The sequence below is a fragment of the Niallia sp. NCCP-28 genome (genome assembly GCF_023168165.1).
In the GTDB taxonomy this organism is placed as follows: Bacteria; Bacillota; Bacilli; order Bacillales; family Cytobacillaceae; genus Niallia.
In genome coordinates, this window is the sequence record NZ_BQYJ01000018.1 from 14166 (window position 1) to 40953 (window position 26788).

Annotated in this window: 23 protein-coding genes and 3 pseudogenes; 20 read left to right on the top strand and 6 right to left on the bottom strand. The window is 35.9% G+C overall.

The genetic code is table 11. The features are described 5' to 3' along the window. Positions 1 to 328: 328 nt before the first annotated feature. From NCCP28_RS22565 to NCCP28_RS22585, 7 genes are all read left to right on the top strand, one after another. Entirely contained in the window at positions 329 to 1627 is a 1299-nt protein-coding gene (locus NCCP28_RS22565) for an arsenic transporter (protein ID WP_248563409.1), read from the top strand. 60 nt (positions 1628 to 1687) lie between these two features. Continuing rightward, positions 1688 to 3331, top strand: a complete 1644-nt coding sequence (locus NCCP28_RS22570; RefSeq protein ID WP_248563410.1) for an FAD-dependent oxidoreductase — start codon at positions 1688 to 1690, stop codon at positions 3329 to 3331. Positions 3332 to 3618: 287 nt separating this feature from the next. Continuing rightward, complete coding sequence (locus NCCP28_RS22575; RefSeq protein WP_248563411.1) at positions 3619 to 4242, top strand: TetR/AcrR family transcriptional regulator; 624 nt, start codon at positions 3619 to 3621, stop codon at positions 4240 to 4242. A 187-nt stretch (positions 4243 to 4429) separates the two neighbouring features. Further along, positions 4430 to 5941: a DHA2 family efflux MFS transporter permease subunit gene (locus tag NCCP28_RS22580; RefSeq protein ID WP_248563412.1), complete on the top strand. Its 1512-nt coding sequence runs from the start codon at positions 4430 to 4432 to the stop codon at positions 5939 to 5941. 73 nt (positions 5942 to 6014) lie between these two features. Beyond that, a complete protein-coding gene (locus NCCP28_RS23935; RefSeq protein ID WP_375709446.1) occupies positions 6015 to 6209 on the top strand; it encodes an Abi family protein in 195 nt (64 codons plus the stop codon). Positions 6210 to 6246: 37 nt separating this feature from the next. Continuing rightward, complete coding sequence (locus tag NCCP28_RS23695; RefSeq protein WP_282579602.1) at positions 6247 to 6372, top strand: hypothetical protein; 126 nt, start codon at positions 6247 to 6249, stop codon at positions 6370 to 6372. 268 nt (positions 6373 to 6640) lie between these two features. Continuing rightward, entirely contained in the window at positions 6641 to 8098 is a 1458-nt protein-coding gene (locus NCCP28_RS22585) for a GMC oxidoreductase (protein ID WP_248563413.1), read from the top strand. A 298-nt stretch (positions 8099 to 8396) separates the two neighbouring features. Here NCCP28_RS22585 and rarD read toward each other — a convergent pair whose 3' ends face one another. Beyond that, positions 8397 to 9197, bottom strand: coding sequence for an EamA family transporter RarD (rarD, locus tag NCCP28_RS22590; RefSeq protein ID WP_248563414.1), 801 nt, complete (start codon positions 9195 to 9197; stop codon positions 8397 to 8399). A gap of 10 nt (positions 9198 to 9207) precedes the next feature. Continuing rightward, positions 9208 to 9719, bottom strand: a pseudogene (locus NCCP28_RS22595) (N-acetyltransferase family protein). 144 nt (positions 9720 to 9863) lie between these two features. Between NCCP28_RS22595 and NCCP28_RS22600 the strand changes: the two are divergent. Continuing rightward, complete coding sequence (locus NCCP28_RS22600) at positions 9864 to 10784, top strand: LysR family transcriptional regulator (protein ID WP_248563415.1); 921 nt, start codon at positions 9864 to 9866, stop codon at positions 10782 to 10784. A gap of 270 nt (positions 10785 to 11054) precedes the next feature. On the opposite strand, the pseudogene NCCP28_RS22605 reads toward NCCP28_RS22600, so the two are convergent. Next, positions 11055 to 11246, bottom strand: a pseudogene (locus NCCP28_RS22605) (EamA family transporter); the annotation flags it as partial. On the opposite strand from NCCP28_RS22605, the pseudogene NCCP28_RS22610 reads away from it, so the two are divergent. The 11 genes and pseudogenes from NCCP28_RS22610 to NCCP28_RS22660 form a co-directional block, all read left to right on the top strand. After that, positions 11239 to 12291, top strand: a pseudogene (locus NCCP28_RS22610) (aminotransferase-like domain-containing protein); the annotation flags it as partial. The pseudogenes NCCP28_RS22605 and NCCP28_RS22610 sit on opposite strands and share 8 nt — an antisense overlap. A gap of 95 nt (positions 12292 to 12386) precedes the next feature. Further along, on the top strand, positions 12387 to 13685 hold the full coding sequence (locus tag NCCP28_RS22615; protein ID WP_248563427.1) for an MFS transporter: 1299 nt from the start codon (positions 12387 to 12389) through the stop codon (positions 13683 to 13685). A 645-nt stretch (positions 13686 to 14330) separates the two neighbouring features. Then, positions 14331 to 15287 carry a tRNA dihydrouridine synthase gene (locus tag NCCP28_RS22620; protein WP_248563416.1) on the top strand — a complete coding sequence of 319 codons (957 nt, stop codon included), beginning with the start codon at positions 14331 to 14333 and terminating at the stop codon, positions 15285 to 15287. A 230-nt stretch (positions 15288 to 15517) separates the two neighbouring features. Continuing rightward, the gene (locus NCCP28_RS22625; protein ID WP_248563417.1) at positions 15518 to 15709 is read left to right on the top strand and encodes a hypothetical protein; all 192 of its coding nucleotides are present in this window, start codon (positions 15518 to 15520) and stop codon (positions 15707 to 15709) included. Then, positions 15709 to 15963, top strand: coding sequence for a DUF4867 family protein (locus tag NCCP28_RS22630; protein WP_248563428.1), 255 nt, complete (start codon positions 15709 to 15711; stop codon positions 15961 to 15963). Before NCCP28_RS22625 ends, NCCP28_RS22630 begins: the two co-directional genes overlap by 1 nt. Before the next feature lie 111 nt (positions 15964 to 16074). Further along, positions 16075 to 17706 (top strand): helix-turn-helix domain-containing protein, encoded by a 1632-nt coding sequence (locus tag NCCP28_RS22635; RefSeq protein WP_248563418.1) that lies wholly within the window; start codon positions 16075 to 16077, stop codon positions 17704 to 17706. Between the two features lie 365 nt (positions 17707 to 18071). Then, positions 18072 to 19013 carry a FecCD family ABC transporter permease gene (locus tag NCCP28_RS22640; protein WP_248563429.1) on the top strand — a complete coding sequence of 314 codons (942 nt, stop codon included), beginning with the start codon at positions 18072 to 18074 and terminating at the stop codon, positions 19011 to 19013. After that, a complete protein-coding gene (locus NCCP28_RS22645) occupies positions 19014 to 20030 on the top strand; it encodes a FecCD family ABC transporter permease (RefSeq protein ID WP_248563419.1) in 1017 nt (338 codons plus the stop codon). A gap of 22 nt (positions 20031 to 20052) precedes the next feature. Beyond that, positions 20053 to 20967, top strand: a complete 915-nt coding sequence (locus tag NCCP28_RS22650; RefSeq protein ID WP_248563420.1) for an iron-hydroxamate ABC transporter substrate-binding protein — start codon at positions 20053 to 20055, stop codon at positions 20965 to 20967. A 339-nt stretch (positions 20968 to 21306) separates the two neighbouring features. Then, positions 21307 to 22050 carry an ABC transporter ATP-binding protein gene (locus tag NCCP28_RS22655; RefSeq protein ID WP_375709445.1) on the top strand — a complete coding sequence of 248 codons (744 nt, stop codon included), beginning with the start codon at positions 21307 to 21309 and terminating at the stop codon, positions 22048 to 22050. Next, positions 22050 to 22805 (top strand): ABC transporter permease, encoded by a 756-nt coding sequence (locus NCCP28_RS22660; RefSeq protein ID WP_248563421.1) that lies wholly within the window; start codon positions 22050 to 22052, stop codon positions 22803 to 22805. Before NCCP28_RS22655 ends, NCCP28_RS22660 begins: the two co-directional genes overlap by 1 nt. 428 nt (positions 22806 to 23233) lie before the next feature. Here the strand turns inward: NCCP28_RS22660 and NCCP28_RS22665 are convergent, their stop codons facing one another. From NCCP28_RS22665 to NCCP28_RS22675, 3 genes are all read right to left on the bottom strand, one after another. After that, positions 23234 to 23452 (bottom strand): helix-turn-helix domain-containing protein, encoded by a 219-nt coding sequence (locus NCCP28_RS22665; RefSeq protein WP_248563422.1) that lies wholly within the window; start codon positions 23450 to 23452, stop codon positions 23234 to 23236. 10 nt (positions 23453 to 23462) lie between these two features. Beyond that, positions 23463 to 23948, bottom strand: a complete 486-nt coding sequence (locus NCCP28_RS22670; protein WP_248563423.1) for a DUF2975 domain-containing protein — start codon at positions 23946 to 23948, stop codon at positions 23463 to 23465. A gap of 335 nt (positions 23949 to 24283) precedes the next feature. Beyond that, the gene (locus NCCP28_RS22675) at positions 24284 to 25636 is read right to left on the bottom strand and encodes an MATE family efflux transporter (RefSeq protein ID WP_248563424.1); all 1353 of its coding nucleotides are present in this window, start codon (positions 25634 to 25636) and stop codon (positions 24284 to 24286) included. A 133-nt stretch (positions 25637 to 25769) separates the two neighbouring features. Here NCCP28_RS22675 and NCCP28_RS22680 point away from each other — a divergent pair, with 133 nt between their 5' ends. Beyond that, positions 25770 to 26450, top strand: a complete 681-nt coding sequence (locus tag NCCP28_RS22680) for a TetR/AcrR family transcriptional regulator (RefSeq protein ID WP_248563425.1) — start codon at positions 25770 to 25772, stop codon at positions 26448 to 26450. Positions 26451 to 26788 lie beyond the last annotated feature (338 nt).

The window sequence follows — 26788 nt, forward strand, 5'->3', positions numbered from 1 at the left end:
AGTATATAATTATATATCTATCTATTAAATAGATTGTGTAGATAAGGTAAATGGCAAGAGAGTTTTCTTTAGCAGAAACAGCTAATATACCTAAACTGCTAGGGGATAAAACAAGATTGTCCATGATAAATTTATTATTTGATCAGGATTGTTGTGCTTGTGAATTTGTTGAAATCTTTAACTGCCTATTAGCCAGCATCTACGTAAAATGAGAGACACTGGAGTTGTGAAGAAAGCATGGGTTGTTAATTCTCTTAATCAAAAAAGTGAGTATTTTTCTCAAGAAAAAGGAGTAAGCATTTCATGTAATTAATGGAGGTTATTTGTTTTGTTGCAAACGGTATTAGCAATAATTATTTTTTTATTAACGTTATCATTAGTAATTTGGCAGCCTAAAAATCTTTCAATTGGTTGGTCAGCATGTGGCGGAGCAATATTAGCACTTCTTGTAGGTATAGTTGATTTCAATGATGTCGTTGACGTAACAGGGATTGTTTGGAATGCTACACTAGCATTCGTCGCAATTATTATTATTTCACTAATATTAGATGAAGTTGGATTTTTTGAATGGGCAGCTCTACATATGGCCAGAGTCGCTGGTGGTAATGGAATGAAAATGTTTGTTTATATTTCCTTACTAGGTGCTATTGTGGCAGCTCTTTTTGCAAACGATGGGGCGGCACTAATTTTAACACCAATCGTTCTAGCAATGGTTAGAGCATTGAATTTAGAAGAGAAAATGGTTTTTCCATTTATCATAGCAAGTGGTTTTATTGCTGATACTACATCTTTACCTTTAGTTGTAAGTAATTTAGTTAACATTGTCTCGGCTGATTTCTTTGATATCGGATTTTTAGAATATGCTTCCCGAATGATCGTACCAAATATTTTCTCTTTATTGGCAAGTATCCTGGTGTTGTACCTATATTTCCGTAAGAGAATTCCAAAGGTATATGATTTAAACCAATTAAAAATGCCACAAGATGCAATCAAAGATTTGAAAATGTTTCGTTTATCTTGGGTGATTTTGACTGTATTACTTGCGGGTTATTTCGTGAGCGAATTTCTTTCTATTCCAGTCTCACTCATCGCTGGTGTAATCGCGATTATTTTTTTAGTATTTGCACGAAGAAGCTCTGTTGTATCTATTAAGAAAATAATAAAGGGTGCTCCATGGACAATTGTATTTTTCTCTATTGGAATGTATGTCGTAATTTATGGATTACGTAACGTTGGTTTGACAGACCTGCTTTCAAATGTTATCCAAGCATCTGCAGATCAAGGATTATTTGTTGCAACCCTAGGAATGGGATTCATCGCTGCTATTATTTCTTCCATTATGAACAATATGCCAACTGTACTTATTGATGCTTTAGCAATTGCAGATACAAATGCTACCGGGATAATAAAAGAAGGGTTAATTTATGCAAATGTTATTGGAGCTGATTTAGGTCCTAAGATTACACCGATTGGTTCATTAGCTACTTTGTTATGGCTCCATGTTTTATCCCAAAAAGGTGTAAAAATATCATGGGGTACTTATTTCAAAACGGGTATCATCTTAACTATTCCAACTCTTTTGATTACTTTAATCGGTTTATATTTATGGCTTTCGATTCTTTCATAAAAGAAAGTGAAATTGTTAAATATACAGTGCAATATGATATTAATTTTGGAGGATAAAATAATGAAAGTAATTATAATAGGATCTGTAGCAGCAGGAACATCCGTAGCAGCAAAAGCACGTAGGAACGATGAAAAGGCAGAAATTACACTTTATAACGCAGATTCTGATATATCTTATTCGATTTGTGGTATTCCATACTTTCTTGGAGGAGAAGTAGAGGCATTAGAAACACTAACTCCAAGAAGTGCAGCTTGGTTTAAAAAACGTTATAATGTGGATATTTTTACGCGTCATGAAGTAAGTCAAATCGATACAAAACAAAAACGAGTTATAGTGAAAAATCTAGATACAAATGAAGTAAAAGAAGACATGTATGACATACTTGTATTTGCAACAGGAGCTACTCCCATAAAGCCAAATATTTCTGGTGTTGATGAAGAACATGTTTTTCAAGTAAGAACCATACAAAATACTGCAGCGATTGATCAGTTTATAAAAGAGAACCAGCCTAAAAAGGCAACGATTATAGGTGCTGGCTCTATTGGATTAGAAATGGCAGAACAGCTTACCCATAGAGGATTGGATGTTACAATAGTTCAGCGCAGCAATCATGTCATGCCTCATTTTGATAAAGATATGGCTTTCCGTGTAGAAGAACATTTGGTTAAAAAAGGAGTAACTCTTTTATTAAATGAAGAAGTAACGATAATAAGCAAGGAGGAAGTACAAACAAAGTCTGGAAAAGTAATAGCATCCGATATGGTGATTTTATCTACAGGAGTTCGCCCTAATGCACCACTAGCTAAGGAAATCGGCATAACTATTGGGGAAACAGGAGCAATTGCAGTCAATCATAAAATGCAAACAAACTTGACTGATATATATGCAGTTGGAGATGTTGCAGAAAGTTATTCGGCTATAACAGGTAAACCAATATATCGTCCATTAGGTTCTACAGCTAACAAGATGGGAAGAATTGCTGGTGATGTGATAACTGGTGGCTCATTAGAACATCGAGGTATTTTGGGAACTGGTATAGTAAGAGTTTTTGACTTGGCTGTTGGTCAAACAGGATTAAATGAAAAGGAAGCAATAGAAGAAGGATATAATATAGAAGTACTACATAATGTTAAACCTTCAAGAGCAGAATACCTTGGCGGGAAAGACATAGTAATAAAAGCTATTGCAGATAAAGAATCAGGGAGACTTTTAGGGGTGCAGATTGTTGGAGAAGAAGGAATAGATAAGCGTATAGATGTTTTTGTAACAGCCATAACTTTTAAAGCGAAAGTAGAGGACTTATTTCATTTAGATCTTGCTTATGCACCTCCATTTAGTACCACGAAAGACCCCGTTATGTATACAGGGATGGCCTTGCAGAATGCAATAGAAAAGAAAAATAAATTAATCACACCACAAGAGTTAGAGGAACGCCTTGTAAAAGGAGAGGCTATTCAAGTTATTGATACTCGATCTCCAAAACAATATAATTTTTCTAAAGTAGAAGGTGCTATCAATATTCCATTGGGGGATATAAGAACGAAGGCTAAAGAGTTAAATCCTAAACTGCCAACTGTTACGTATTGTAATGGTGGAGTAACGGGGAATGCAGCCCAAAATATATTACGTAATCTGAGCTTTTCCGACATATATAATCTTTCAGGCGGAAATAAAAATTACCAAAACCATTTAAAATCAAAATAATATAGATACAAATACTAGTCTTTACGGGAAAAGGCTAGTATTTGTTTTTTACAAGTTATATCAACATTTATATCCTTAACGTACAATTTTGCCGAAATGCTGTCTGGATCCCATTTACTACAAATAGTTTGAAAGTATTATAAAGATGGTGAAATAATTGGAGCACCATATAAACAAAAGATGACAATGTGTCATTTGTTGATGTTGACTTATGACACGGTGTCATTTATAATTAGTTTTGTAACTGAATATGACACAGTGTCATTTGTAAAAATAGGAGTGTAATTATGCCAAAACAAACTTTTTTTCACTTAACCCAAGATAAGCAAGACACACTAATACTAGCTGCTAAAGAAGAGTTTTCCAGAGTTCCTCTGCATGAGGCATCCATTGCAAATATCATCAAGAGTGCGGGCATACCAAGGGGGAGCTTTTATCAATACTTTGAGGACAAAGAGGACTTATATTTTTATTTGTTGAGTGAACTTTCGAAAAAAAATAATGAAAGGTTCATTTCCATAATGAAGGAGAAAGAAGGAGATTTATTCGAGACATTCATTGAGTCCTTTCAGTTTATGGTGAAAATTCATAAAGATCGAAAGCATGAAAGTTTCTTTAAGAACGCATTTTTAAATATGAACTATAAATTAGAGAATACATTAGGAAGCAATGTATTCGAGGAAAAACAAAAGAGTAACTACCAAAACGCAGTCAAATTGATAAACAGGAGCAACTTGAATCTAAAAGATGATAGTGAAGTGCATCACATGATCAAAATTATAACGGCAGTTACCTTTCAAAACCTCGTGCAAATGTTTGTGAAGGACCTCTCCTGTGAAGAAGCGTTAAAAAACTATCTCGAACAAATGGATCTCCTTAAAAGAGGATTTTATAAGGAAGAAATCCAATGAATAAATTCAAGCCCATTAAACAGGTAAATATCCATTTAAAAAAAATTGTCGAAAGGCTTCAAGAACAAAACATAAATGCAAAAATATGCACGCGACCCCAGTTGCTGAAACACAATTAGAAAAAATTGTGCAAATAACCCTTTAAAAGAATAAAAAGATTAAATGCTATATAAGGAGATAAAAATAGATGGATTCAGCATTAAAACAAAATAAACCGCCATATTTGATGATTGTGATTTTATTTGTCGGAGCATTTGTCTCCTTTTTGAATAACTCGCTTTTGAATGTAGCATTGCCATCAATCATGGTGGATTTGAAAATTGACGATTATTCAACCGTACAGTGGCTGTCTACAGGCTATATGCTTGTTAGTGGTATATTGATTCCTGCCTCAGCCTTTTTATTGACTCGTTTTTCCAACCGAAACTTATTTATTGTATCTATGGCTATTTTTACGATAGGTACTGCTTTAGCTGCATTTGCCCCTAACTTTGGCGTATTGCTTGCAGGACGTATGATACAGGCTGCAGGATCTTCTGTGATGGGACCTTTATTAATGAACATCATGCTAGTAAGCTTTTCCCGTGAAAAGCGTGGTGCAGCAATGGGGATTTTCGGGCTGGTCATGATTACGGCACCTGCAATCGGCCCGACATTATCTGGCTATATCGTCGAGTATTATGACTGGCGTTTGCTTTTCGAAATGATTTTGCCACTGGCTGCCATCAGCTTGCTGTTGGCTATTTGGAAGCTTGAGAATGTGATGAAGCAAAATAAAAATGCAACACTTGATTATTTCTCTGTCGTGTTATCTTCCATCGGTTTTGGTGGATTGCTCTATGGATTCAGTTCTGCAAGCTCAGATGGCTGGACTGATCCAATCGTCTTGACCACATTGATTGCTGGTACTATCGCATTGGCAGCATTTATCATCCGCCAATTAAAAATGGATGAGCCATTGTTGGATCTGCGTGTTTACAAATATCCAATGTTTGCATTAGGCTCTGTCATAGCTATCGTAAATGCAGTGGCAATGTTCTCTGGAATGATTTTGACACCTGCATATGTGCAAAACGTACGAGGCATCTCACCCCTTGATTCAGGCTTGATGATGCTTCCTGGAGCCATCATCATGGGAATTATGTCGCCGATTACCGGCAGGCTGTTTGATAAGTTCGGTCCACGTGTTCTCGCCATTATTGGGCTTGCAATCACAGCTGTGTCCACATACATGCTGGCACATCTACAACTTGATTCTACTCATACGTATATCATTCTTATATATACGCTACGTATGTTTGGGATGTCAATGGTTATGATGCCGATTATGACAAATGGCTTAAACCAATTGCCAACCCGCTTAAATCCACATGGCACAGCTGTCAATAATACAGCTCAGCAGGTGTCTGGTTCAATCGGTACAGCTATTCTTGTTACAATCATGAATTCCGTAACAAAATCACAGGCAGAAAGCCTAATGGCTGGTGTGGATCCTGCAACGATGACACAATCGTCTGCCGCATTATTGTCACAGAAAGCTTTGCTTGCAGGAATTCAATATTCCTTTTATATTGCACTTGCGATTAATATTATCGCACTCGTTCTTGCATTTTTTGTGAAACGTGTCGATACAAGCAAAGAGGCTGTAACCCAGCTTGAAAAGCAGGGAAGTGCACAAAGAAAACCTACAACAAATTAATAAATGATGCTAAAAAGGAATGAAGGCGGCAGGAGGTCCGATTCATTCCTTTTTTTATATTCGGGAAAAGTACATGTCTCTTTTATTAAAATATAGTTTTTGTTCCGTTGAATTTCCATCTAAGTTTTATAGAAATTTAAATAAGGACGTAAAAAAACAGATAGCTAAGACACATTATAACGCCCCTTATCTTTACCTGGAAAGCTGGTTACAAACATTATCTAATATTCGTAATATATATTATTCAAAGATTATCAATCAATATTGAAGGAAATAGATTTATTACAGCTTTAGAAGCTCTTATTTTGGAATATGAAGATAGCATAGAATTCACTCATATTGGTTCTCCAACTAATTGGAGCAAACTATTAATAAAAATAAATAATCAAAATAAGCGGCTAAATGAAATAGCCATTTTTTATTCTTCTTAACTAATCAATATCTGGTGTTTGAGATGGGAGAAAACTCCTTTTTCTACAAAAATCTTTTTGAAAAAGAGGTTTGTCTACACTCTGATAAATTGTCATTAGACAGTTTGTTATTTTATGTAATAAAATGGGCGGGTCAGTAAGAATAAAAATTGTATTAACTATCTGAGAGCCAAGGTTATTATGGAAAAAAATGTTTAACACTGGATAAATAAAAGATAGAGATAATATAAATGTATAAGTATGTAAAAATTCTAAGGGAAGTGAGACCATGCAATCACATCAGAACGAATGGATTCCGATTACACCGTTAGAGCAAATGACTAATAAAGAATATGATGTTTTGATTGTTGGCAGCGGGGCAGGAGGTGGGGCGGCTCTATGGAGATTATGTGAACAGTGGAAAAATAATGATAAACGAATTGGTCTTCTGGAAGCCGGGGACCTAATGTTGCCTACGCATGGGCAAAACCTCTCAACAATGAATGTTGATCGCTTACTAAATGAGTATTTCCCTAAAGTCTCCACACATCTCGGGAGGCGGTTGCCCGAATATCCAGACGCAACACTGGTTTTTGCTCTTGGAGGCAGAACCTTGTTCTGGAGTGCGGCATCTCCTCGAATACCTGTTTTTGAAATGAAAAAGTGGCCTGTGACAGCAAAGGAGATGAACTTCTATTATAATATTGCAGAAAAAATAATGAATGTCACTCCATTTTTCGCCCAAGGATCATCTATGCAAAACACTATGCTAGAGCGTCTTAAGAAAAATGGATTTCTGGAAGCAATAGACTTACCAATGGCCGTTAATCTTAAAGGAATACAATATGGACAAATTAATTCCGACGCTTTTTTCAGCTCCATCCATTTTTTAGCTTACGCCTTGAATTGGAGGCCTTTTGATTTAGCTGTCAATTCTCGTGTCGTTCAAGTAGTAATCGATAAAGGAAAAGCGGCCGGAGTCCACGTGATTTCTCCAGATAAAAAGTCCTGTTTTATTAGGGGAAAGACAGTCGTATTATCAGCAAGTGCATTAGAAACACCTCGAATTCTGCTTTACTCGGGAATTCAAGGACCAGCGATTGGCCATTATTTGACGAATCATTCTCTTCTTCGAGCTACAGGGAAAATAAGCCGTAAAAATTTTTCAGAGGAAGTATTGGGGAATTTAGTTATAAATATCCCGCAAACAAAACATTCCCCTTTTCAAATTCAAATATTTGGACCGGAAAAACACTATGCTTATCAGCAATTCGAAGAAAAACCATTTTTAGAGGAACTGAGAATTGCAATAAACACTTTCGGTAAAGTAGAGTCCAGGTTTGAAAATAGTGTTTACCTAGACTTTTCAGAGCGTGATGAATATGGTATACCAAAGATTCAAGTCAACTTTTCCTACAGTGAAACAGACAATATGATCATCCAGCAAATGGCACAAGCGAAGGTTCAAGCTGCCTTGGCTATGAAATTATCCTTGATTTCGCAGGGAGACAGTCCTCCAATCTCTTTAATGCCTCCTGGAAATGATTATCACGAGTCCGGAACCTGTCGTATGGGAGATGATCCTTTAACCTCTGCAACCAACCGTTTTGGTCAAATTCATGGCATTCCAGGTCTATATGTAGCTGACAATAGCGTACTACCTTCCATTGGCGCAGCCAATCCCACTCTCACTACTATTTCCTTGGCTATTCGTACAGCTGATTACATTCTTCAACAACTAGGATAAAGGTATCCTAAAATTAACAAGGTAAAGGAGATGAGTGGTGGTTGTTGCCAATTTATATGCCCACCATTAAATTTTATTAGTATAATTATATTTTTTATTGAAAGACACTAAAACACTAAAGCAAAAAAGCAATCTTTTATTTAAAAATAGATCGCTTTTTTGCTTTAGTTACTTGGAGAGAATAATTTCGTGTAATTCGTTATTATTTATTTTAGCTTTGTATGTTGAATAAGAAAAAATAATAATGGATATCCAAATGAAACTAAAGGAGATCCAATTAATCCAGCTAATAGTATTTTCAAACATAAATATCCCACGAAGAAAGAGGATGGTTGGGGTAATATACTGAAAAAATCCTATTTATGGTTAAAGAAATTCTTTTAGAACCTTCTGTGAACCAGAGCAGAGGTAAAACAGTAAGAATACCTGAACCAATCAATAATAATGTAACATGAATGTCTGAACCAAAATATATTTTGTTACTCCGTTGTAAAAACAATAAAAAAACGAATGCAAAAGGTGCGACCATCAATGTTTCCATACACATTCCGACTAGTGCATCAACTCTGATATACTTTTTCAGCAATCCATAAATACTGGAAGTAACAGCTAATGAAATAGCAATCCAAGGTATTTTTCCGTAGTCACAAGTAATAACCAGCACTCCTAAAAAGGACATTATCATTGCTATAAGAGTACCTTTCCTTACACTTTCTTTAAGCACAAGGACACTCAGTATCATACTAACGATAGGCGTAATATAGAGACCTAAACTTGCCTCGATAATATGATGGAAGTTAACCGCCCATATAAATAGGAGCCAATTTAAACTTATTGCAAGGGCGGCAAGAAAGATATAAAAAATTTGTAAGAAATTTATTTTAAATTCATTTAACAGCGAAAAGAAAGCAAGTCGCTTTTTACTTTGACAAAACATAAGAATAGAAACAAAGATATATCCCCATAAAATGCGGTGTGCCAATATTTCCATGGAGGAGACTGTATTTAATGCGTTCCAGTATAAAGTTAGAAATCCCCAAAGTAAGTAGGAAGAGGAAGTATAGAGATAACCTATTTTCTCTTGATTCCATTTAGTCATATACTTTCTTTTATTCTTCTTTTGGATTTTTAGGACCGACAAGTTCTAGTTGATAAAAAGCTAAATCAAGCCATCTATTGAACTTAAAGCCTGCTTTTTTTATTGTGCCTGCATGAACAAAGCCAAAGTTTTTATGCATGGCAATGCTTTTATCATTTGCAGCATCAATCCCAGCAATTAAAGTCATATACTCTCTTTCTTTGGCAATGGCGATTAAATTTTTCATTAAAGAAGTCGCAATTCCTTTTTTCTGTATTCCTTATCTACATAAACAGAATGTTCAATGGAATATTTATAAGCTGGCCATGCTCTAAAAGGACCGAACGTTGCGAATCCAACTACTTTATTATCTAGTTCACAAACCAATATTGGGTAACCTTCACTCATCTTTTGCTCATACCAGATGTGTCTGCTTTCAAGGGTCTGGGGTTTATAAGTATATACAGCAGTAGTATAAAGAATGGCATCATTATAGATTTTTAAAATATCCTTTAAGTCTTTTGGAGTTGCTTCTCTTATCATGTTTTTCTCCCTTTCAAAATAAATTTGTATTCCTTTATATTTTAGAACTCTTCCTACAAAACATGAAATTGAACTTTTTATCCCTGTGCTATAGACTAAAGTTATAGCAAAAAACAAGAAGTAAATATAAGGGATGGTGCGGATATGACGCTCCAACAATTTCGATATATTGTGGAAATTGCCAAGCATAACTCTATCAGTAAAGCTGCAGCTGCACTTTACGTGACACAGCCTAGTATAAGCAAAGCAGTGCGTGATCTGGAAGCTGAGTTAGGAATTACGATTCTAGATAGAACGAACAAAGGGGTAGTCTTCACAAAAGATGGCACGGAATTATTATTTTACGCAAAAATGCTATTAGAACAAATGGAGTCTGTTGTCCATCATTTTAATAAAGAGAAAACAACAGAAATAACAAAGTTTTCTATTTCATCTCAACATTACGGCTTTGCTATAGAGGCTGTTGCAAATGTAATGGATCATTTTGCCGAGCGAAAATATGAGCTGGCTATTCGGGAAGGGAAGACAATGGATGTAATTGATGATGTGTATGCAAGCAGAAGTATCCTTGGAATTTTATCTCTGACTGATTTAAATAAACATTTTTTTGAGCGTTATTTCACCTCAAAGTTACTAACGTTTGCTCCTCTTGCTTCATTAAAGCAGCATGTCTTTCTACGAAAAGAGCATCCATTGGCTCATCTTGAATGCATTACCTTGGAGCAGTTAAGGGACTATCCTTATCTGACCTACCAGCAAGACGATATGTTGCTGCATTTTGCAGAGGAAGCCCTCAATGTAGATAATATCGCAAAAGTAGTCTATCTCAAAGATAGAGGGGCCATGAATAACCTCCTGTCCAATACAAATAGCTATAATTTAGGAACAGGCTGTATCGTGAATAATTACATGGACTCCAATATCATCTCGATTCCGTTGGTAGGAGGCAATATGATTCAAGTAGGTTTGGTGAAACGGAATGATGTGATTTTGCCAGAAGAGCTTCTAGTATATGTTGATTTTTTGCAAATATCGTTAGGGAAATCTATACCTAATGAAAAATAAAGAAAGAATCTTGTTTCCTCTATGTCCAAAATAATAAGGGAGAACAAGGTTAAATAATCTATTGATCTAGCTAACAAAAGCACTTATTCATTATGTGACAAACATAGTAGGTTAACTTAAGAAGGAATGACAAGGAAGTTCTACTTCAGTAGGTTATTTGAACAAATAGTTATAATAATAAGTTTAAAATCTACAAGAAAAAGGACAATACCGAAATGAAGGTATTATCCTTTTTCTTTCTCTTAAATAGTACAATAGAGAAAGTCCTTTTTATTTCTTTCCACGTATTTTGCGGAACCTCATTTCACTAACAAAGGTAGAGCCTAATAAAAGAATTCCACCTATGATTTGTAATAATGTGAATTGCTCTTGTAAAAGTAACCCAGAGATTAAAATAGCTACAAATGGGTCAACATAACTCAACATAGCTATGCTCTGACCTTTTAATTTTTCCATACCAGATAATAATTCTTTCGAACCACTGCTTCTCCAACTTAAGAGTATGCTGCAAGAAACAGATTACGAAAAATGGTTTGGTTATGGTAGAGCAGGAGAGAGCCTTTGGCAAAAAGATGCTGCTATAAAGCTAATCAGAAGAGGTGGGTTAGAAACAACAGTTGATCACATCTTATTTGCAAATGGGGGTCAAAATGCAATTGCCGCTACATTGGCGAGTCTTTGTAAGCCTGGAGATCGCATAGGTGTAGATCATCATACATATCCAGGCTTGAAAACGGTCGCATCAATGCTTAGTGTGCAAATAGTACCGATAAAATCAGAGAACGATCAAATGAGCCCAACAGCCTTTGTAGATGCATGTAAAAATGATAATATTAAAGGCATTTACTTAATCCCGGATTATCATAATCCAACGGCTTCATTTATGTCTGTTGAGAATCGAAAAAAGATTGCAGCAATCGCCAAAAAGTATAACCAGTTCGTTATTGAGGATGCATCATATCATCTACTCAACAAAAAGTCACTTCCAGCGGTAGCATCCTTTGCACCAGAGCAGGTAATCTATATTGCGAGTTTATCAAAATCATTAGCTCCAGGACTGCGACTAGCATATGTCGCAGTCCCGATCCAATTTAAGGAGCAAATTTTCAAGGCGCTTTATAATATAAATATAACAGTTTCTCCGCTATTGGCAGAACTGACAGCACGATTGATTTTTTCTAATCAATTTGAAGAATTAATTGAGAGTCACCGGAAACAAAACATGCGAAGAAATCAAATCGCAGATAAATATTTGTCAGGCTATACTTGCTTAGGTGATGAGACGGGAATCTTTCGTTGGTTGCTATTACCAGGCGAGATTACAGGTGCTGAATTTGAAACGTTAGCTGCACAGCAGGGGGTACAAGTGTATGCTGCTGAACGTTTTGTGGTTGGAAATAGCTGTCCAGAAAGAGCAGTAAGAATTTCTGTATGTGCGCCGAAAACACTAGAAGAACTAGAGAGGGGATTAATAAGCCTTAAACATTTGCTAGACACCCTTACTTAATATTGTTCGCCATACAATTATATTATTGTATGGTTTTTTTGTGCGTGTTATGATGGCTTAAAATCTAGTTGACGATTTATTAGGTAGCATGGAACATTTTAAAGAAAGGCAGGTTAGATAACGTGTTAGACGTTCAATCAGATCGCTTACAAAGCTACATAAATTCTTCAGAAAAACAAAAAGCATTATACAAGCGCACTTTATTTATTGTAAGCATTTCACAAATTTTTGGTGGTGCAGGTCTAGCTGCAGGAGTTACTGTGGGGGCGCTTCTTGCACAGCAAATGCTTGGTACAGATGCTTTTGCAGGATTACCTTCCGCTTTATTTACGTTAGGGTCAGCAGGCGCAGCTTTATTTGTAGGAAGACTTTCCCAACGTTATGGACGTCGTACAGGTTTGGCAGCTGGTTTTATCATTGGTGGACTTGGAGCAATAGGGGTTATCATATCAGCAATTATAAATAGTATTGTCTTATTATTTATCTCTCTACTCATTTATGGTGCGGGGTCAGCAACAAATCTACAAGCCCGGTATGCTGGAACGGACTTAGCAAATAATAAACAGCGGGCGAAAGCAATTAGTATTACAATGGTTTTTACCACTTTTGGTGCAGTTGCAGGACCAAATTTAGTAAATGTGATGGGTGACTTCGCTGTTTCAATTGGTGTACCTTCCCTTGCAGGTCCATTTATTTTAGCTGCAGCAGCCTATATTTTAGCAGGTGCTGCCCTTTTCGTAATGCTTCGTCCAGATCCATTAGTTATGGCAAGAAGCATCGAAGCTGCCAATCAAAAATCTAAAGATAAACATGAATTAGCAACAACAGAAAATAGAGAAAATAAAAGAGGGGTAATTGTTGGAGCAACCATCATGGTACTTACTCAAATTGTTATGGTAGCCATTATGACCATGACACCTGTTCACATGAGACATCATGGTCATGGCTTGGGTGCTGTGGGACTAGTTATCGGTTTCCATATAGGCGCTATGTATCTACCCTCCCTCCTTACAGGTATCCTTGTGGATAAATTAGGGCGCGCTGTGATGGGAATTGCTTCTGGAATTACATTGCTTTTAGCAGGTTTAATATCAGCCTTTGCACCAGGAGATTCGATGGTTCTTCTAATAATTGCGCTTTGTTTACTTGGATTAGGCTGGAATTTTGGTTTAATAAGTGGGACAGCCCTTATTGTAGATTCAACAGAAACTTCCACACGGGCAAAAACTCAAGGTACGGTTGATGTTCTAATTGCCCTGTCAGGAGCTGCTGGCGGAGCCTTGTCTGGAATGGTTGTAGCTGGTTCTAGTTATCCAACTTTATCATTAGTAGGAGGAATTATGTCCTTACTATTAATTCCTGTGGTGATATGGGTTCGTGGAGGTAAAAAATAAACAGTTCGTATTTCTTTTATTGGAATAAAGATTGTTCAGTAGAAGCAGCCGTTTTTTTACTATAGGGGTAGCGTTCCTGTGATAAAGGAGCTATATAAAGGTCTCTCTCCCCTAATAAATCTATTGGTTCCAATTTGGGGAGTTCTTCTTTCATTATAGAGCGTTATGGTTTCATTTTATTAAAATAAATCTATTAATGGTGAAATTTAACTTTCTTTAGAATAATATGATGAAAAAACAATAGCTTGTTATTTTCTATTAAATCTGTACTCTTTTATAATTGGTTAGAAACTTGAAAATATATGAAATATTTACTTGGAGAACTAACCATTTATTATATTGTTATAAAAAAGCGGTTTAATGATTAAGAAAATAAGAAAGGATATTTTAATTTTACGCATCCAATTTAAACTATCTATTTTTTTGTTTATAAAAGTACTATTTAGGACTGATTTTCGTTAAAATAAATATTGCAGATTGTCATAATAGTTTTTTACAAATTATAAATGTCCAAATGTACTTGTGTTTGATAATAAGTTATTAAGCATGATATAAGTTAAGTGTAAAAGAAGTGGAACATTTGGCTTTATATTTTTTGACTGAAAGTTTGAAGTTGTATCCATAGTGAAAGGATTTGAGTTTGAAATGATAGATAATTTTTGGCGTGATTTACCACGACCATTTTTTGTACTTGCCCCAATGGAAGATGTAACAGATGTTGTTTTTCGTCACGTAGTAAGTGAAGCCGGTCGACCGGATGTATTTTTTACAGAGTTTACAAACTCGGATAGCTATTGTCATCCAGAGGGCATGAAAAGTGTGCGTGGCCGTTTGATTTTTACAGAAGATGAACAGCCAATGGTGGCACATATTTGGGGAGATAATCCTGAATATTTCCGTCAAATGAGTATTGGCATGGCAGAGTTAGGATTTAAAGGCATCGATATTAATATGGGCTGCCCTGTACCAAATGTGGCATCGAGAGGGAAAGGTAGTGGCCTTATTCTGCGTCCAGACGTGGCGGCAAAACTTATTCAAGCAGCAAAAGCGGGCGGACTGCCTGTCAGCGTGAAAACTCGACTTGGCTATAAGGAGGTTGAGGAGTGGAAGGAGTGGCTAAAGCATATTCTAAAACAGGATATTGCGAACCTTTCTATTCATTTACGTACAAGAGAGGAAATGAGCCAAGTCGATGCGCATTGGGAGCTAATTCCGGAAATCAAAAAATTACGTGACCGTATCGCACCAAATACGCTGCTAACAATCAATGGAGACATTCCTGACCGTCAAACTGGGCTGCAGCTTGCTGAACAATATGGTATTGATGGTGTTATGATCGGGCGAGGCATTTTTAAAAATCCTTTTGCTTTTGAAAAAGAGCCAAAAGAGCATAGCAGTAAAGAATACCTTGATCTTTTAAGACTGCAGCTTGATCTTCAAGATCAATATGCGGAAGCACTGCCACGTTCAATCACAGGGCTTCATCGCTTTTTCAAAATTTATGTCAAAGGGTTCCATGGAGCTGGTGAATTAAGAAATCAATTAATGAACACGAAATCAACAGATGAAGCGCGTGCATTGCTTGATAACTTTGGAAAATAATGTTGATGGGAACGGGGCAGTGAAATAAGGTAACGCCTAAAAAGTTAGAGAAAAAATGAATCATATTGATATTATCCCCTATAAGTAGACAGTGTAAAAAGGCTACAGGAAATTGTAGATGGTACACTACTACTTATAGGGGGTTTTATTATGTCTAGAAAAATAATAGTTATTCCGATGAGTTAACATTACAAGCCGTGCGAAGTTATCTAGATGGAGAAGGAAGTTATGTGACACTAACTAAACAATATGGTTTAAAGAGTAAAAATTGGGTGAAATGGTACAAAGAGAATGGCACGGTCTATTCAACAAATAAAGGAAAGAATGGTCGGGGCAGAAAAGGAATCCCTAATCCAATGAAGAGAAAGAAAACTCATTTTAACAGTGTAGAAGAAGAACGAGATTATTTAAAACAATTGTAATTTTACCTGAAGGAACAAATAAACCGCTATTATCTGACCTTCAAAAAAGAACTAAAGAAGATGCGTTATTGTTTATGAAGAATAAATGGTTAATTGCTCATCCTGAAAGAGAGCAATTAATTAATAAAGGTGCACATCCAGGTATAAAAGGAGAAAATATTAAGGTTAATATAGCGAGGATGTCAATAGATAAAAAATCATTAATCATATTGTTATTTAACAAAAGCCTCGATATAATATCTATGGAACAATAATGATAATGATTATCATTATTGTTCCATAGATATTATATAAATTATATAGATAAAAAGGCATCTATTATATATGGTTTACTCTTTATTTATCTTGATTAGGAGGCACGTTAATTGAACAACTCAGATAACTTTGAATGTTTTTTAAAAGATACTCTACTAGAAATACTAGAAATAAAAGAACTTTCAAATTCTATAAACTACTATCCTAATCCCCATATCGTAAATAACCACACTTTATTTTATTTTACTAAGGGAAAAGCTGATGTAATAATTAATGAAAAATCTTTTCATTTAACTCGAACTTCTATATTTTTGTTAACTCCAGGGATGAAGTTCAATATCAAAAATTCAACAAATTATCCAATGCAGATTTATTGTCTCGAGTTTAATATTTTTCGAATAAAAGAACAGTCTCTATCTCATCGATTATTTGAAAAAGATTTATCGTTTCCTATTAGTGGGCTTATTAACTATTTTAATCAACGTTCGCAACGTTTATTTAAGCTTCTTATTTTGGAATATCAAAAAGATGAAAGTAAGAAAAAGTATCAGTACGAGAGTTATCTCCGTGAGTTATTAGAAAATGTGCTCTATGAATGTAGCATGCCAGTTCAAGGAACCCCCGAAGATATTTTTTCGTTTATCAGTAGTTATATACAAAATAATTTTCATAAAAACAATATTAAATTAGAAAAGCTAGCAGCAATTTCGGGATTACATCCGACATATTTTTCCCAGCTTTTTAAATCAAAAATGAATAAAAGTCCTATAGATTTCTTAAATCAAGTGAGAATGAATAAGGCAAAAGAGCTATTAATTAATTCAAATCAAACAGTACGTGAAATTGCTCACCAGGTTGGATATCAAGATGAATTTTATTTTAGCCGTCGGTTTAAAAAAAATAGTGGATATGCACCTACTTTATATAAAAAAAGAAAAAAAGTCCAAAATATTATTTCTCTTTCATTTCCATATACTGAACACTTATTTGCGTTAGATATTGTGCCTGTAGCTGGCCAAATTCATCCTTCATTGCCTAATATGCCAAATCCATTGTCTTTGCCATATCATGGTGCTGATCCATGGGGAATCAAAAGGCAGGTTTTTGTTGAATCAAAACCTGACTTAATTTTATGTAAAGAAAATGTAGTTAAGCAAGCCAGAGAAAATATTGGAGACATTGCTCCTATCATTCCAATTAGTTGGACACATAAAGATATGATAGGACATTTGAAAGAAATTGCTGAAATTGTTGATAAAAACTCTACTGCAAAAAATTGGATTGATCTTCATGAAAAAAAAGTAGAAGACGCTTATAAAACTATAAAAAGTAGAATATCTGAGGCTACTGTAACTGTTTGTCAATTTGTTCAAAATGGATTTCGTATTTACGGAACTCGGAATATAGGTCATGTCTTTTACCGTTCTTTACAATTCTCTCCTTCAGAGCGCCTGCAAATGGAGATTGATAAAAAAAATGTAAATAAAACGTTTAATTGGATGATGATACCAACTAATCAATTAATTCAGTACGATTCAGATTTTCTTTTTGTTGTCGTTAAATCACTAGATGAAGAAAGAGCGGTCAGAGAATTGTTTGACACCAATCCGTCTCTACTTAGATTCTCTGCCATTAAGCAAAAAAGATACTATTTTTTAAAATGGGAAGATTGGATGGTTTATGCTCCAATTTCTATCAATAGGCAATTAGACCAAGCAGTTTCTCTATTTTCCAAATTATAGAGTTATTAATATGGTAATAATCCAGTATATAAAATCTTAAATAATGACATGTACGTTTGTAAAAAGGCAATTTATAATAAATGATAATATTCAGCAAAATATTGATAAAAAAATATTAGCTGAAGTAAATATATATTAACTTACGAAGAATTATTTGTTTGTTTTTATAGTAATATATTGCAAAGTTAGGTGATCATGGCGAAGTAGATTAATAAAATAATAAGTCAAATATTAATAATATTTATTATTAGGAAGAATAAAGGATGAATTTTACAATGTTACATAACTCCCGGCAAAAAAAATTGAAAAATCGTCTTAATATCTATCTAGTTATAAGTCTCTTTATTTTGACGATTTTTGGGGTAATGGTATCTATATTTTTTGCTGTAACATTTGGAGCAAAAGAAATTAATATCAATACGGTATGGGAGGCAATCTTTCATTATAATTCTAAATTGACTGAACAACAGATTATCCATACACTACGATTTCCACGTGTAATTGGAGCCGCAGTAGTTGGAGCGGCTTTTGCAGTTGCAGGATCTTTAATGCAGGGAATAACACGAAATCCTTTAGCTGACGCAGGAATTCTTGGAATTAATGCAGGAGCAATGTTTGTTGTAACAATAAGTTTTGCCTTTTTCCCAAGTATACCCTATTCGCTTTTAATGGTTTTTTCATTTATTGGAGCTGTATTAAGTACATTACTTATCTTTATGATTGGTTCAGCTGCTCCAGGAGGGCTAACGCCTATAAGGTTAACTATCTCAGGAGCTGTGATGGCAGCTCTCTTACATTCACTTAGTTCAGGGATAGCCATTTATTACGACTTGAGTCAAGACTTAGCATTTTGGTATGCAGGTGGAGTGGCAGGGGTAAAATGGAGTCATTTGAAAGTATTAGTACCAGTTATTCTTATAACGATTATATTGACAATGCTGTTAGGGCGTTCTGTTTCCATTCTTTCATTGGGAGAGGAGATTGCAGCTAATCTAGGAATACGAACAACTCGTGTAAGACTAATAGGAATAGCAGCAGCAGTTCTTCTGGCAGGTGTTTCTGTCTCTGCGGTGGGCTCTATCGGATTTGTTGGTCTTGTCATTCCTCATATCTCAAGAAAACTTGTGGGAAGAAATTATCAGCTCATTATTCCGATGTCAGCATTATTGGGGGCGATTTTATTAGTTTTGGCTGATTTAGGTGCCAGAACGATAAATCCGCCTCGAGAATTGGCTATCGGCATAATAGTAGCGCTTATTGGGGTTCCTTTTTTCCTCTATATTGCTCGCAAGGGGAGGGATTTATAGATGAAATATACTCTTAACAAAAATAGCAACAAAAATTATATCGTCACTAGTATTTTAATTTTAATAAGCGTCGCTTCTATCTTTGTAAGCTTAAATACAGGGACAATGCAGCTTTCTCCAGTAAAGGTAATTCAAACTTTTTTTGGCTACGGGGACTTCAACAGCTCTACAGTATTGTTTGATTACCGGCTGCCAAGAATTTTAATTACGATGCTGGCAGGGGTTGGTCTGGGTGTTTCTGGTGCGATTTTACAAGGATTATCTCGAAATCCTTTAGCTGACCCTGGAATTTTAGGGTTACATTCAGGAGCTGCCTTTGGTCTTATTATTTTTGTTACTTACTTTCACTCATTGGATAAACAGGCATCCATTTTTATTCCGTTATTTACGTTTACAGGCGGAATTCTAGCAGCATTACTTATTATATTATTAGCGTATGATCGCTATGAAGGCACACTCCCGATACGTCTTATTTTAGTTGGGATTGCAGTTTCAGCTGGCTTTAGTGCTATTACTCTTTTTTTATCTCTTCGTCTAAATGAAGAGATGTATACTTTTGCTTCTAGGTGGCTAGTTGGGAATGTTTGGGGAAGAGATTGGGTTCATGTTTGGACACTATTACCATGGATTGTCATTTTGGCTCCTTATGCTTGGTTTAAATCTCATACATTAAATATTTTATCACTCGGTGATGAGGTAGCAGCCGGACTTGGTGTCTCTGTGCAAAAAAATCGTTTAGTAATGTTGGCAGTTGCTGTCGGGTTATCTTGTGGAAGTGTAGCAATGACTGGAGGAATTGGTTTTATTGGATTAGTGGCACCGCATCTTGCAAGGCGCTTAGCGGGACCAAAGTATGAGCATTCTCTTCCTATTTCGGGACTCATTGGGTTAATTATTCTATTGCTTGCTGATACAGTTGGCCGTTCCTTATTCCAACCAAATTCTATTCCAGCAGGAATAGTAGTCGCTGCTATAGGGGCCCCCTATTTTCTTTATTTACTTTTAAAGGTAAAATAAATTATTTATTAAGGAGATTAATATGAAAAAGAAACTTATTATGTTATTTTGTATCGTTTTTATTCTGATTTTATCCGCATGTGGACAAACTTCTTCAAATGGTGATAATCCGAAAAATAAGGAGAAAAAGGAAAAGGATGAACTTAAAATTGCCTCCTTGTCTATTCATTTAACAAATGATTTGCTTGCATTAGGCATTACTCCTATAGGTTCTGTTATTGGAGGGGATTTAAAGGATTTTCTTCCTCATGTGAAGGATCAATTAAAAGATACAAAAAAACTTGGTCCTGTAAAAGATCCAGATATGGAGGCATTACTTAGTTTGAATCCTTCTGTGATTTATCTTGATGAGGAATTTTCAGGGAAAGATGTTTCAAAATATGAAAAAATTGCACCAACTCATGTATTTAATTTGGACGATGGAACGTGGAGAGACCACTTAAAAACCATTGGAAAACTAGTTGATCGAGAGAAGCAAGCAGAAAAGTTTATCGCTGATTATGAAGAACAAACAAAGCGCGTGCAAGGTTTAATAAAAAATGAAATTGGCGAAGACAGTAAAGTAATGGCCATAAGGGTTGCAGCAAAAGAATTACGAGTATTTGGGACGAAACGCCCAATGGGTCCAATTTTATTCCAAGATTTAGGCTTAAATCCTGCTAATGGTGTAGAAGATATTGATAAATCTCAACCTTATGAGGTCATTTCTCAAGAAGTACTTCCAGATTTTGATGCAGATGCTATCTTTGTTATTGTCAATAGAGATGATGAATCTCAAACAGCTTTTAAGGAGTTAGAAGGCACACCTATTTGGAAAGGGTTGAAAGCTGTTAAAGGAAAACATGTTTATGTGATTCCTGATCAGCCGTGGCTTGACTATTCAGCATTAGGAAATAAAATGGCAATGGATAATGCAGAAGAAATATTTTCAAAATAATTTGTAGGATACACATACATAAGACCACCCTTATAGGTTGATGCATAATGGGTGGTTTTTGTTATGGATTGGCATATTTAGTTTATGTGAAAAATCATCCATACCAAAATGTGGGGATAAGGTTATCTTTAATCAAAGCTGTTCAAATCTTTATTTATCACTTGTTTACTATTTAATAGGTATTTATCTAGTGAGCATACTGCTATATGAATATGTAGGAATAAGCAACATTATTTGCAATATTCTATAGAATTAGTAGTTTTAAAGGTTGATAGAATAAAATTTTGTACTTTACAATAGATAAAAATAATTAAAAAGAATAGAAGGGGGTAGGTTTAGATGAGTATGGAGTTCGTTAATCAACCTGTCATTGAGTTTAGATCAGTGAGTAAAAGTTTCGTGCAAAATGGAAAGGTTCAGCCCGTACTACGTGATATTACTGGTGAAATTGAGAGAAACTCCATTGTAGTGTTTGTTGGACCATCTGGGTCCGGAAAAAGTACATTGCTTTCTCTTTGCAATATGCTTATCACTTCTGATACCGGCAAAATAATAATAGAAGGCAAAGAGGTTCGAGAGTGGAATGTTAATGAATTGAGAAGGAAGGTGGGAATTGCTTTTCAAACTGCTCCTGTCATAGAGGGAACTGTACAGGATAATCTATTGCTTACATATAAGATGCATAATCAAAATACTTATAGCCCCGAACAGCTTACATCACTTACAGGACTCTCTCAAGATCTCTTGCAACACCATGCTCGAAGTTTATCTGGGGGGCAAAAGCAAAAATTATCATTAGCTAGGACGCTCTCTAACAATAGTTCAATTCTTCTGTTAGATGAGATTACATCTGCCCTTGACCCAATTTCAACTCATGAAATTGAGGAATTAATCTTACGACTAAATAAAGAAGAAAACAAAACTATTGTTTGGGTGACTCATGACTTAGCACAAGCTAAAAGGGTTGCGGATTGGGTTTGGCTTATTAAAAATGGAAGTATAGTAGAAAGTGCTTCAGTTCAAGACTTTTTTTTATCTCCTCAAAAAGATATAACTAAACAGTTCTTAATGGGAGGGGAATAATGGATTTTATAGCACTCTTATTCACTATCCTGTTTGTCTTTATTGCTTTATTTTTATCGAAATCATTTAAGGTAGGGATTGAAAAAGACATTATAATCGCTACGCTAAGAGCAAGTATCCAATTATTTTTTATTGGCTATTTACTGACTTTCATTTTTAATTTTAATTCTCCTTTTTTTACCATTCTTATGCTTTTGTTTATGTTGCTGATTGCATCACAGAACATTGTTAAACGGAGGAAGAAGCAAAAGGGACTATTCTGGCGAGTATTTGTTACACTGCTGCTTGTAGAAGGAATAACCCAAGGTTTTTTGCTTGTTCTACAAGTTATTCCTCCTACTTCAAAGTATATCATTCCAATTAGTGGGATGATTATCGGAAACTCAATGGTTTTAGCTAGCTTATTTCTCAATCGGTTATTCTCCGAAGTGGAGCTACACAGACAGGAGATTCTGTTGATTCTGTCTCTTGGAGGAATACCAAAGCAAGCGGTTCATTCGATCTTGAAAGTTTGTATGAAAGCAAGTATGATTCCGACATTAGAAAGTCAAAAAACCATTGGGCTTGTACAACTTCCAGGAATGATGACAGGGCAAATCCTCGCTGGAGCCAGTCCTGTGCAAGCTGTGCGCTTTCAATTATTAATCGCTTTTACCACTATGACATCCGCTACATTGACTTGTATCATGCTTAGTTCTTTAATTTACCCCCTATTATTTACGAAATATCAACAGTTAAAAGAGAGGATAGAATGAGGGGAATGGATAAGGGGATATTATCCATTTTTATTTTTTCTATCTGGGGACACTACCAGCAAAACGAAAATTTACATGTTAAGAAAATTCCAGAATAAAAAAAGCCTAATTTCACTCAGCATTAAAATAGAGAAATCGATAGAAGAATAATGAAATAGAAGTGCAGGGCTTTGCAAAGGACAAATGCAGAGTCATGCACTTTATTTATTAAGTGCATAAAAAAAGAGATGCCTAATTAAATAATGGGCTCCCTTTTGAGGCGCAAACATTGCAAATCACATCGTATGTTTTGTCACTAATATCAATGAAATTCTCAATGGAATTCTCTGAGTAAATAACATCAATAAACGCAAAGAAGGGATAGCTTAATGGCTATCCCTTAAATTCTCTAACGACTCCCATTAATTAAATAAATTTGTTGTCTGTTTTTATTGAGTGTCTTCGTCCCTTTTGTACTCTAGAATATCACCTGGTTGACAATCCAAAGTCTTACATATCGCTTCTAATGTTGAAAAACGAACCGCTTTTGCTTTCCCATTTTTCAGAATGGAGAGATTTGCCATAGTAATTCCGACACTCTCTGAAAGCTCCGTTACGCTCATTTTTCGTTTTGCTAACATCACATCAATATTAATAATAATTGCCATATCCTCCACCTCAGACCGTCAAATCATTTTCTGATTTTATGTTAATCGCTTCTTGTAGAAGTCGTTGGAGAATAGCAGCAAAAACGGCGATAACCAACGAAGCAAAAATGATGATGAGTCCTATTAATCCAATAGGAGGGTCAACTTTCTTCGCTATAAAACGAAAGAGTGGCAAACTTAATACATATAAACCACTGATTGTAATCGCACAGTACTTTATGTTCTTTAACGCCTTTACAGATAATTCCGAGAACGCTGTGTTCTTGTCAATATACAGTAAAAGATTGAAAGCCTGATAGAGAGCAAAGTAAAAAGGCACAGCCGCTCCATACATCACGATGAAAACGAGATATTTCATTGGGGAAATATTTGGATACATTTTTGCTGCGAAATTCGCTATATGGGGCACTAAAAATATACATAAAGCAAGTACTGCAATTCCAGCCAGAAAAATAGTTACCTTTAAGAAAGTGGTTGAGCCTCGTTTAACCTTCATTTAAAACACCTCACTTATTTAATGCCAACGTGATTTTAGCATATTGTTTATTGTTTTATTATTATTGAAATATCCTTCTAATTTTGCCAAAAATAAAAAGCATTTCTCATTACAAAGAGATGCTCTTACTTTAACATGTTAAATTTACAACTTGTTCTACAAAACTTTCAAATGTTTCTTCTGCGAATTTCCACTATTTTGAGTTTTCATGGGATTAAAAACTCTATATTTGTTTCGCTTTCATAATTGACAGGTAAATTCACACTGTACAATAATTATTTCTCTATTCGAGAATTGGTGTGCGAAACCCTGCCTTCTTGGGTGTTATATGTTTTCTAGTGTACTAAACTATCCAATTCTGGCTGCAATTTGTTCCGCAAAATAAAAAGCATGATGGCACCAACAAGGAATGCGACGGCATCCGCAATGACTAGCGACCAGACCACCCCGTGGAAGCCGTTCATTTGATTGGCGATAAACAACAAAGGAATTAGAGTAATTCCTTGAATAATTGACATAATAAAGGCGGCAGTTCCTTGCGCCGTTGCTTGGAAAATCCCAGTAAACAATGAGGTCATTCCTGTAATGAACAAGGATAAGAACGTCACATGTAGAATGTAGCTGCCCATTTCAATTAATTGCGGGTCATTTGTAAATAAACCAATTAAGTGGTCGGAAATCAAATAGACAATGATGCCGAACACGACTGCTAACGCCGCAATCGCTTTGATCGTAAATCTAATGGTATTCTTCATGCGTAATTTATTCGCTGTAAAAGAGAAGGCAATCAACGGCACGACTCCCTCGCATAAGCCCATCAGAATAAACTCAGGAAATTGCAATAAACGTGATGAAATTCCGTAAGCCGCTACGGCGTGATCTCCATATTCGACAAGAAAATGATTAAAGATGAGCGACATTCCACCTAAAAAGATACTCATAATAAAGACGGGAACTCCGATTTTTAATACATTGCTCAGAATATCCTTGGTAGCCTTGAACCATTTTACGGAGACAGTTAAGAATTGGCTCTTATATCTCATATGGAAGGCGTAGAATGCACTCGCAACCAAGTTAGAAATGACCGTAGCAGACGCAACGCCGATTACATCCCAATGGAACACGAAGATGACTAACGTATCGAGAATAATATTTACAACAACACTGAGAATCATACCGATCATCGAAGTGATTGCTGCACCCTCCGAGCGCACAATATTCTCCAGAGTAAAGAATAATACGACGAATGGTGAACCAATAAGCATAATCGTGACATAGTCTTTCGTGAATCCGAAGGAGTCAGACGTTGCCCCCAGGCCATAAACGATTGGATTGATCAACGGGAGACCCACGGCCATCACGATAAGACCGATAACTAAACTGCTGTAAAAGGCGAATGAAGACACATGCTTTACATCATCATATTTTTTCTCTCCAAGCAAACGGGAGACAAATGTACCGCTACCCATGCCAATCAAGTTGCCGAGCGCCATGATGAATGCGAATAACGGCAAGGTTAGAGCGAGTGCGGTTAACATGGCAGTATTATGGAGTGTACCAAGGAAATAGGCATTCAGGATGGAATATATGACATTCATTGATGTGCCTAGCATCATTGGTACAGCGAAGTGAGCTACGGCTTTTGAGACTGGTGCCTTTTCAAAGTAATAGAGGTTTTCTGCATCCATGATGGATCACTACTTTCTTCATTTATTTTGGTTTTTAGACTAACGGTGTAAGGTTGCGTCTTACAGTGTTAGATGATATCATGAATCTATAAACCTGTAAAGCAAAAACTTACACTGTTAGGGGCGGATAACGATGAAAAAGCAGCAGCCTCAGATTTCAGAGGATAAAATTTTGGAAACCTCGTGGGAGCTTCTTGGAGAGGCGGGCATCGAAAAATTCAGTATGAGACGATTGGCCAACAGGCTAGGGATTCAGGCTCCCTCTTTATACTGGTACTTCAAGAGCAAACAGAATCTCTACCAGCGTCTGGCCAACCAGGTATCAAAAATGATTCTGGCGGATTTCCACTCCGAGGGGGACTGGAAGGAGCAGCTGACGGGGCTTGCGGTAACGGTACGGAGCGTGCTCAGCCGATATCCCTGCTCCACGCAGCTCATGATGATGACGCTGCCCCACGAACCGGACATTATCCGGTTTACGAACCGTATGCTGCTCTGCGTGGAATCGACACCACTTAAGCAAGAGCAGAAAATGCAAGTGGTTACTACGCTTGTGAACTATGTCTTCTATTTCGTTCTAGATGATTATCAGCATGAGCGCAATGTCTCCGCTATCCTTAAGGAGCAGGGGGCGCCTCCGGGTGAGGAGATGATTTGCCTTCTTGACTCCATGAACGAGACGGATGCAGGACTGTTTCGGAGGATGTTCACGAACGGGCTATTCGAGCTGATGGGGACGGACGGGGCGTTTGAGTTCGGCTTGAAACTGATTCTGCTTGGGGTTGAGCAGGTAATAAAGGAGCAGGAAAAGTAGTATGTAAAAAACCACTCATCCGGTTATCGGATGGAAGGTTTTAATGAGGTTAACATTTACCCTAAATTGTTAACAAGCGAGCGCTTTAAGGAATTAATGAAAATGCCCAATCTCTTTATACATTTATGTAGAAGTTGGGCATTGTGAATTAATTCACTTAAACTAAAATCAGTTTTTCTCTAGCTGAAATGAACATATCTAATCACCCTGTTGCCTTGACATAATTTAAGTATAATCATCTATGTTGACACTATCAAATAGTACTAAACACAGTTTTTTTAAATGCAATGTTGCCAAAAAATAAAAAATCCAGAGAAAATTTAATCTCTGGATTTTTT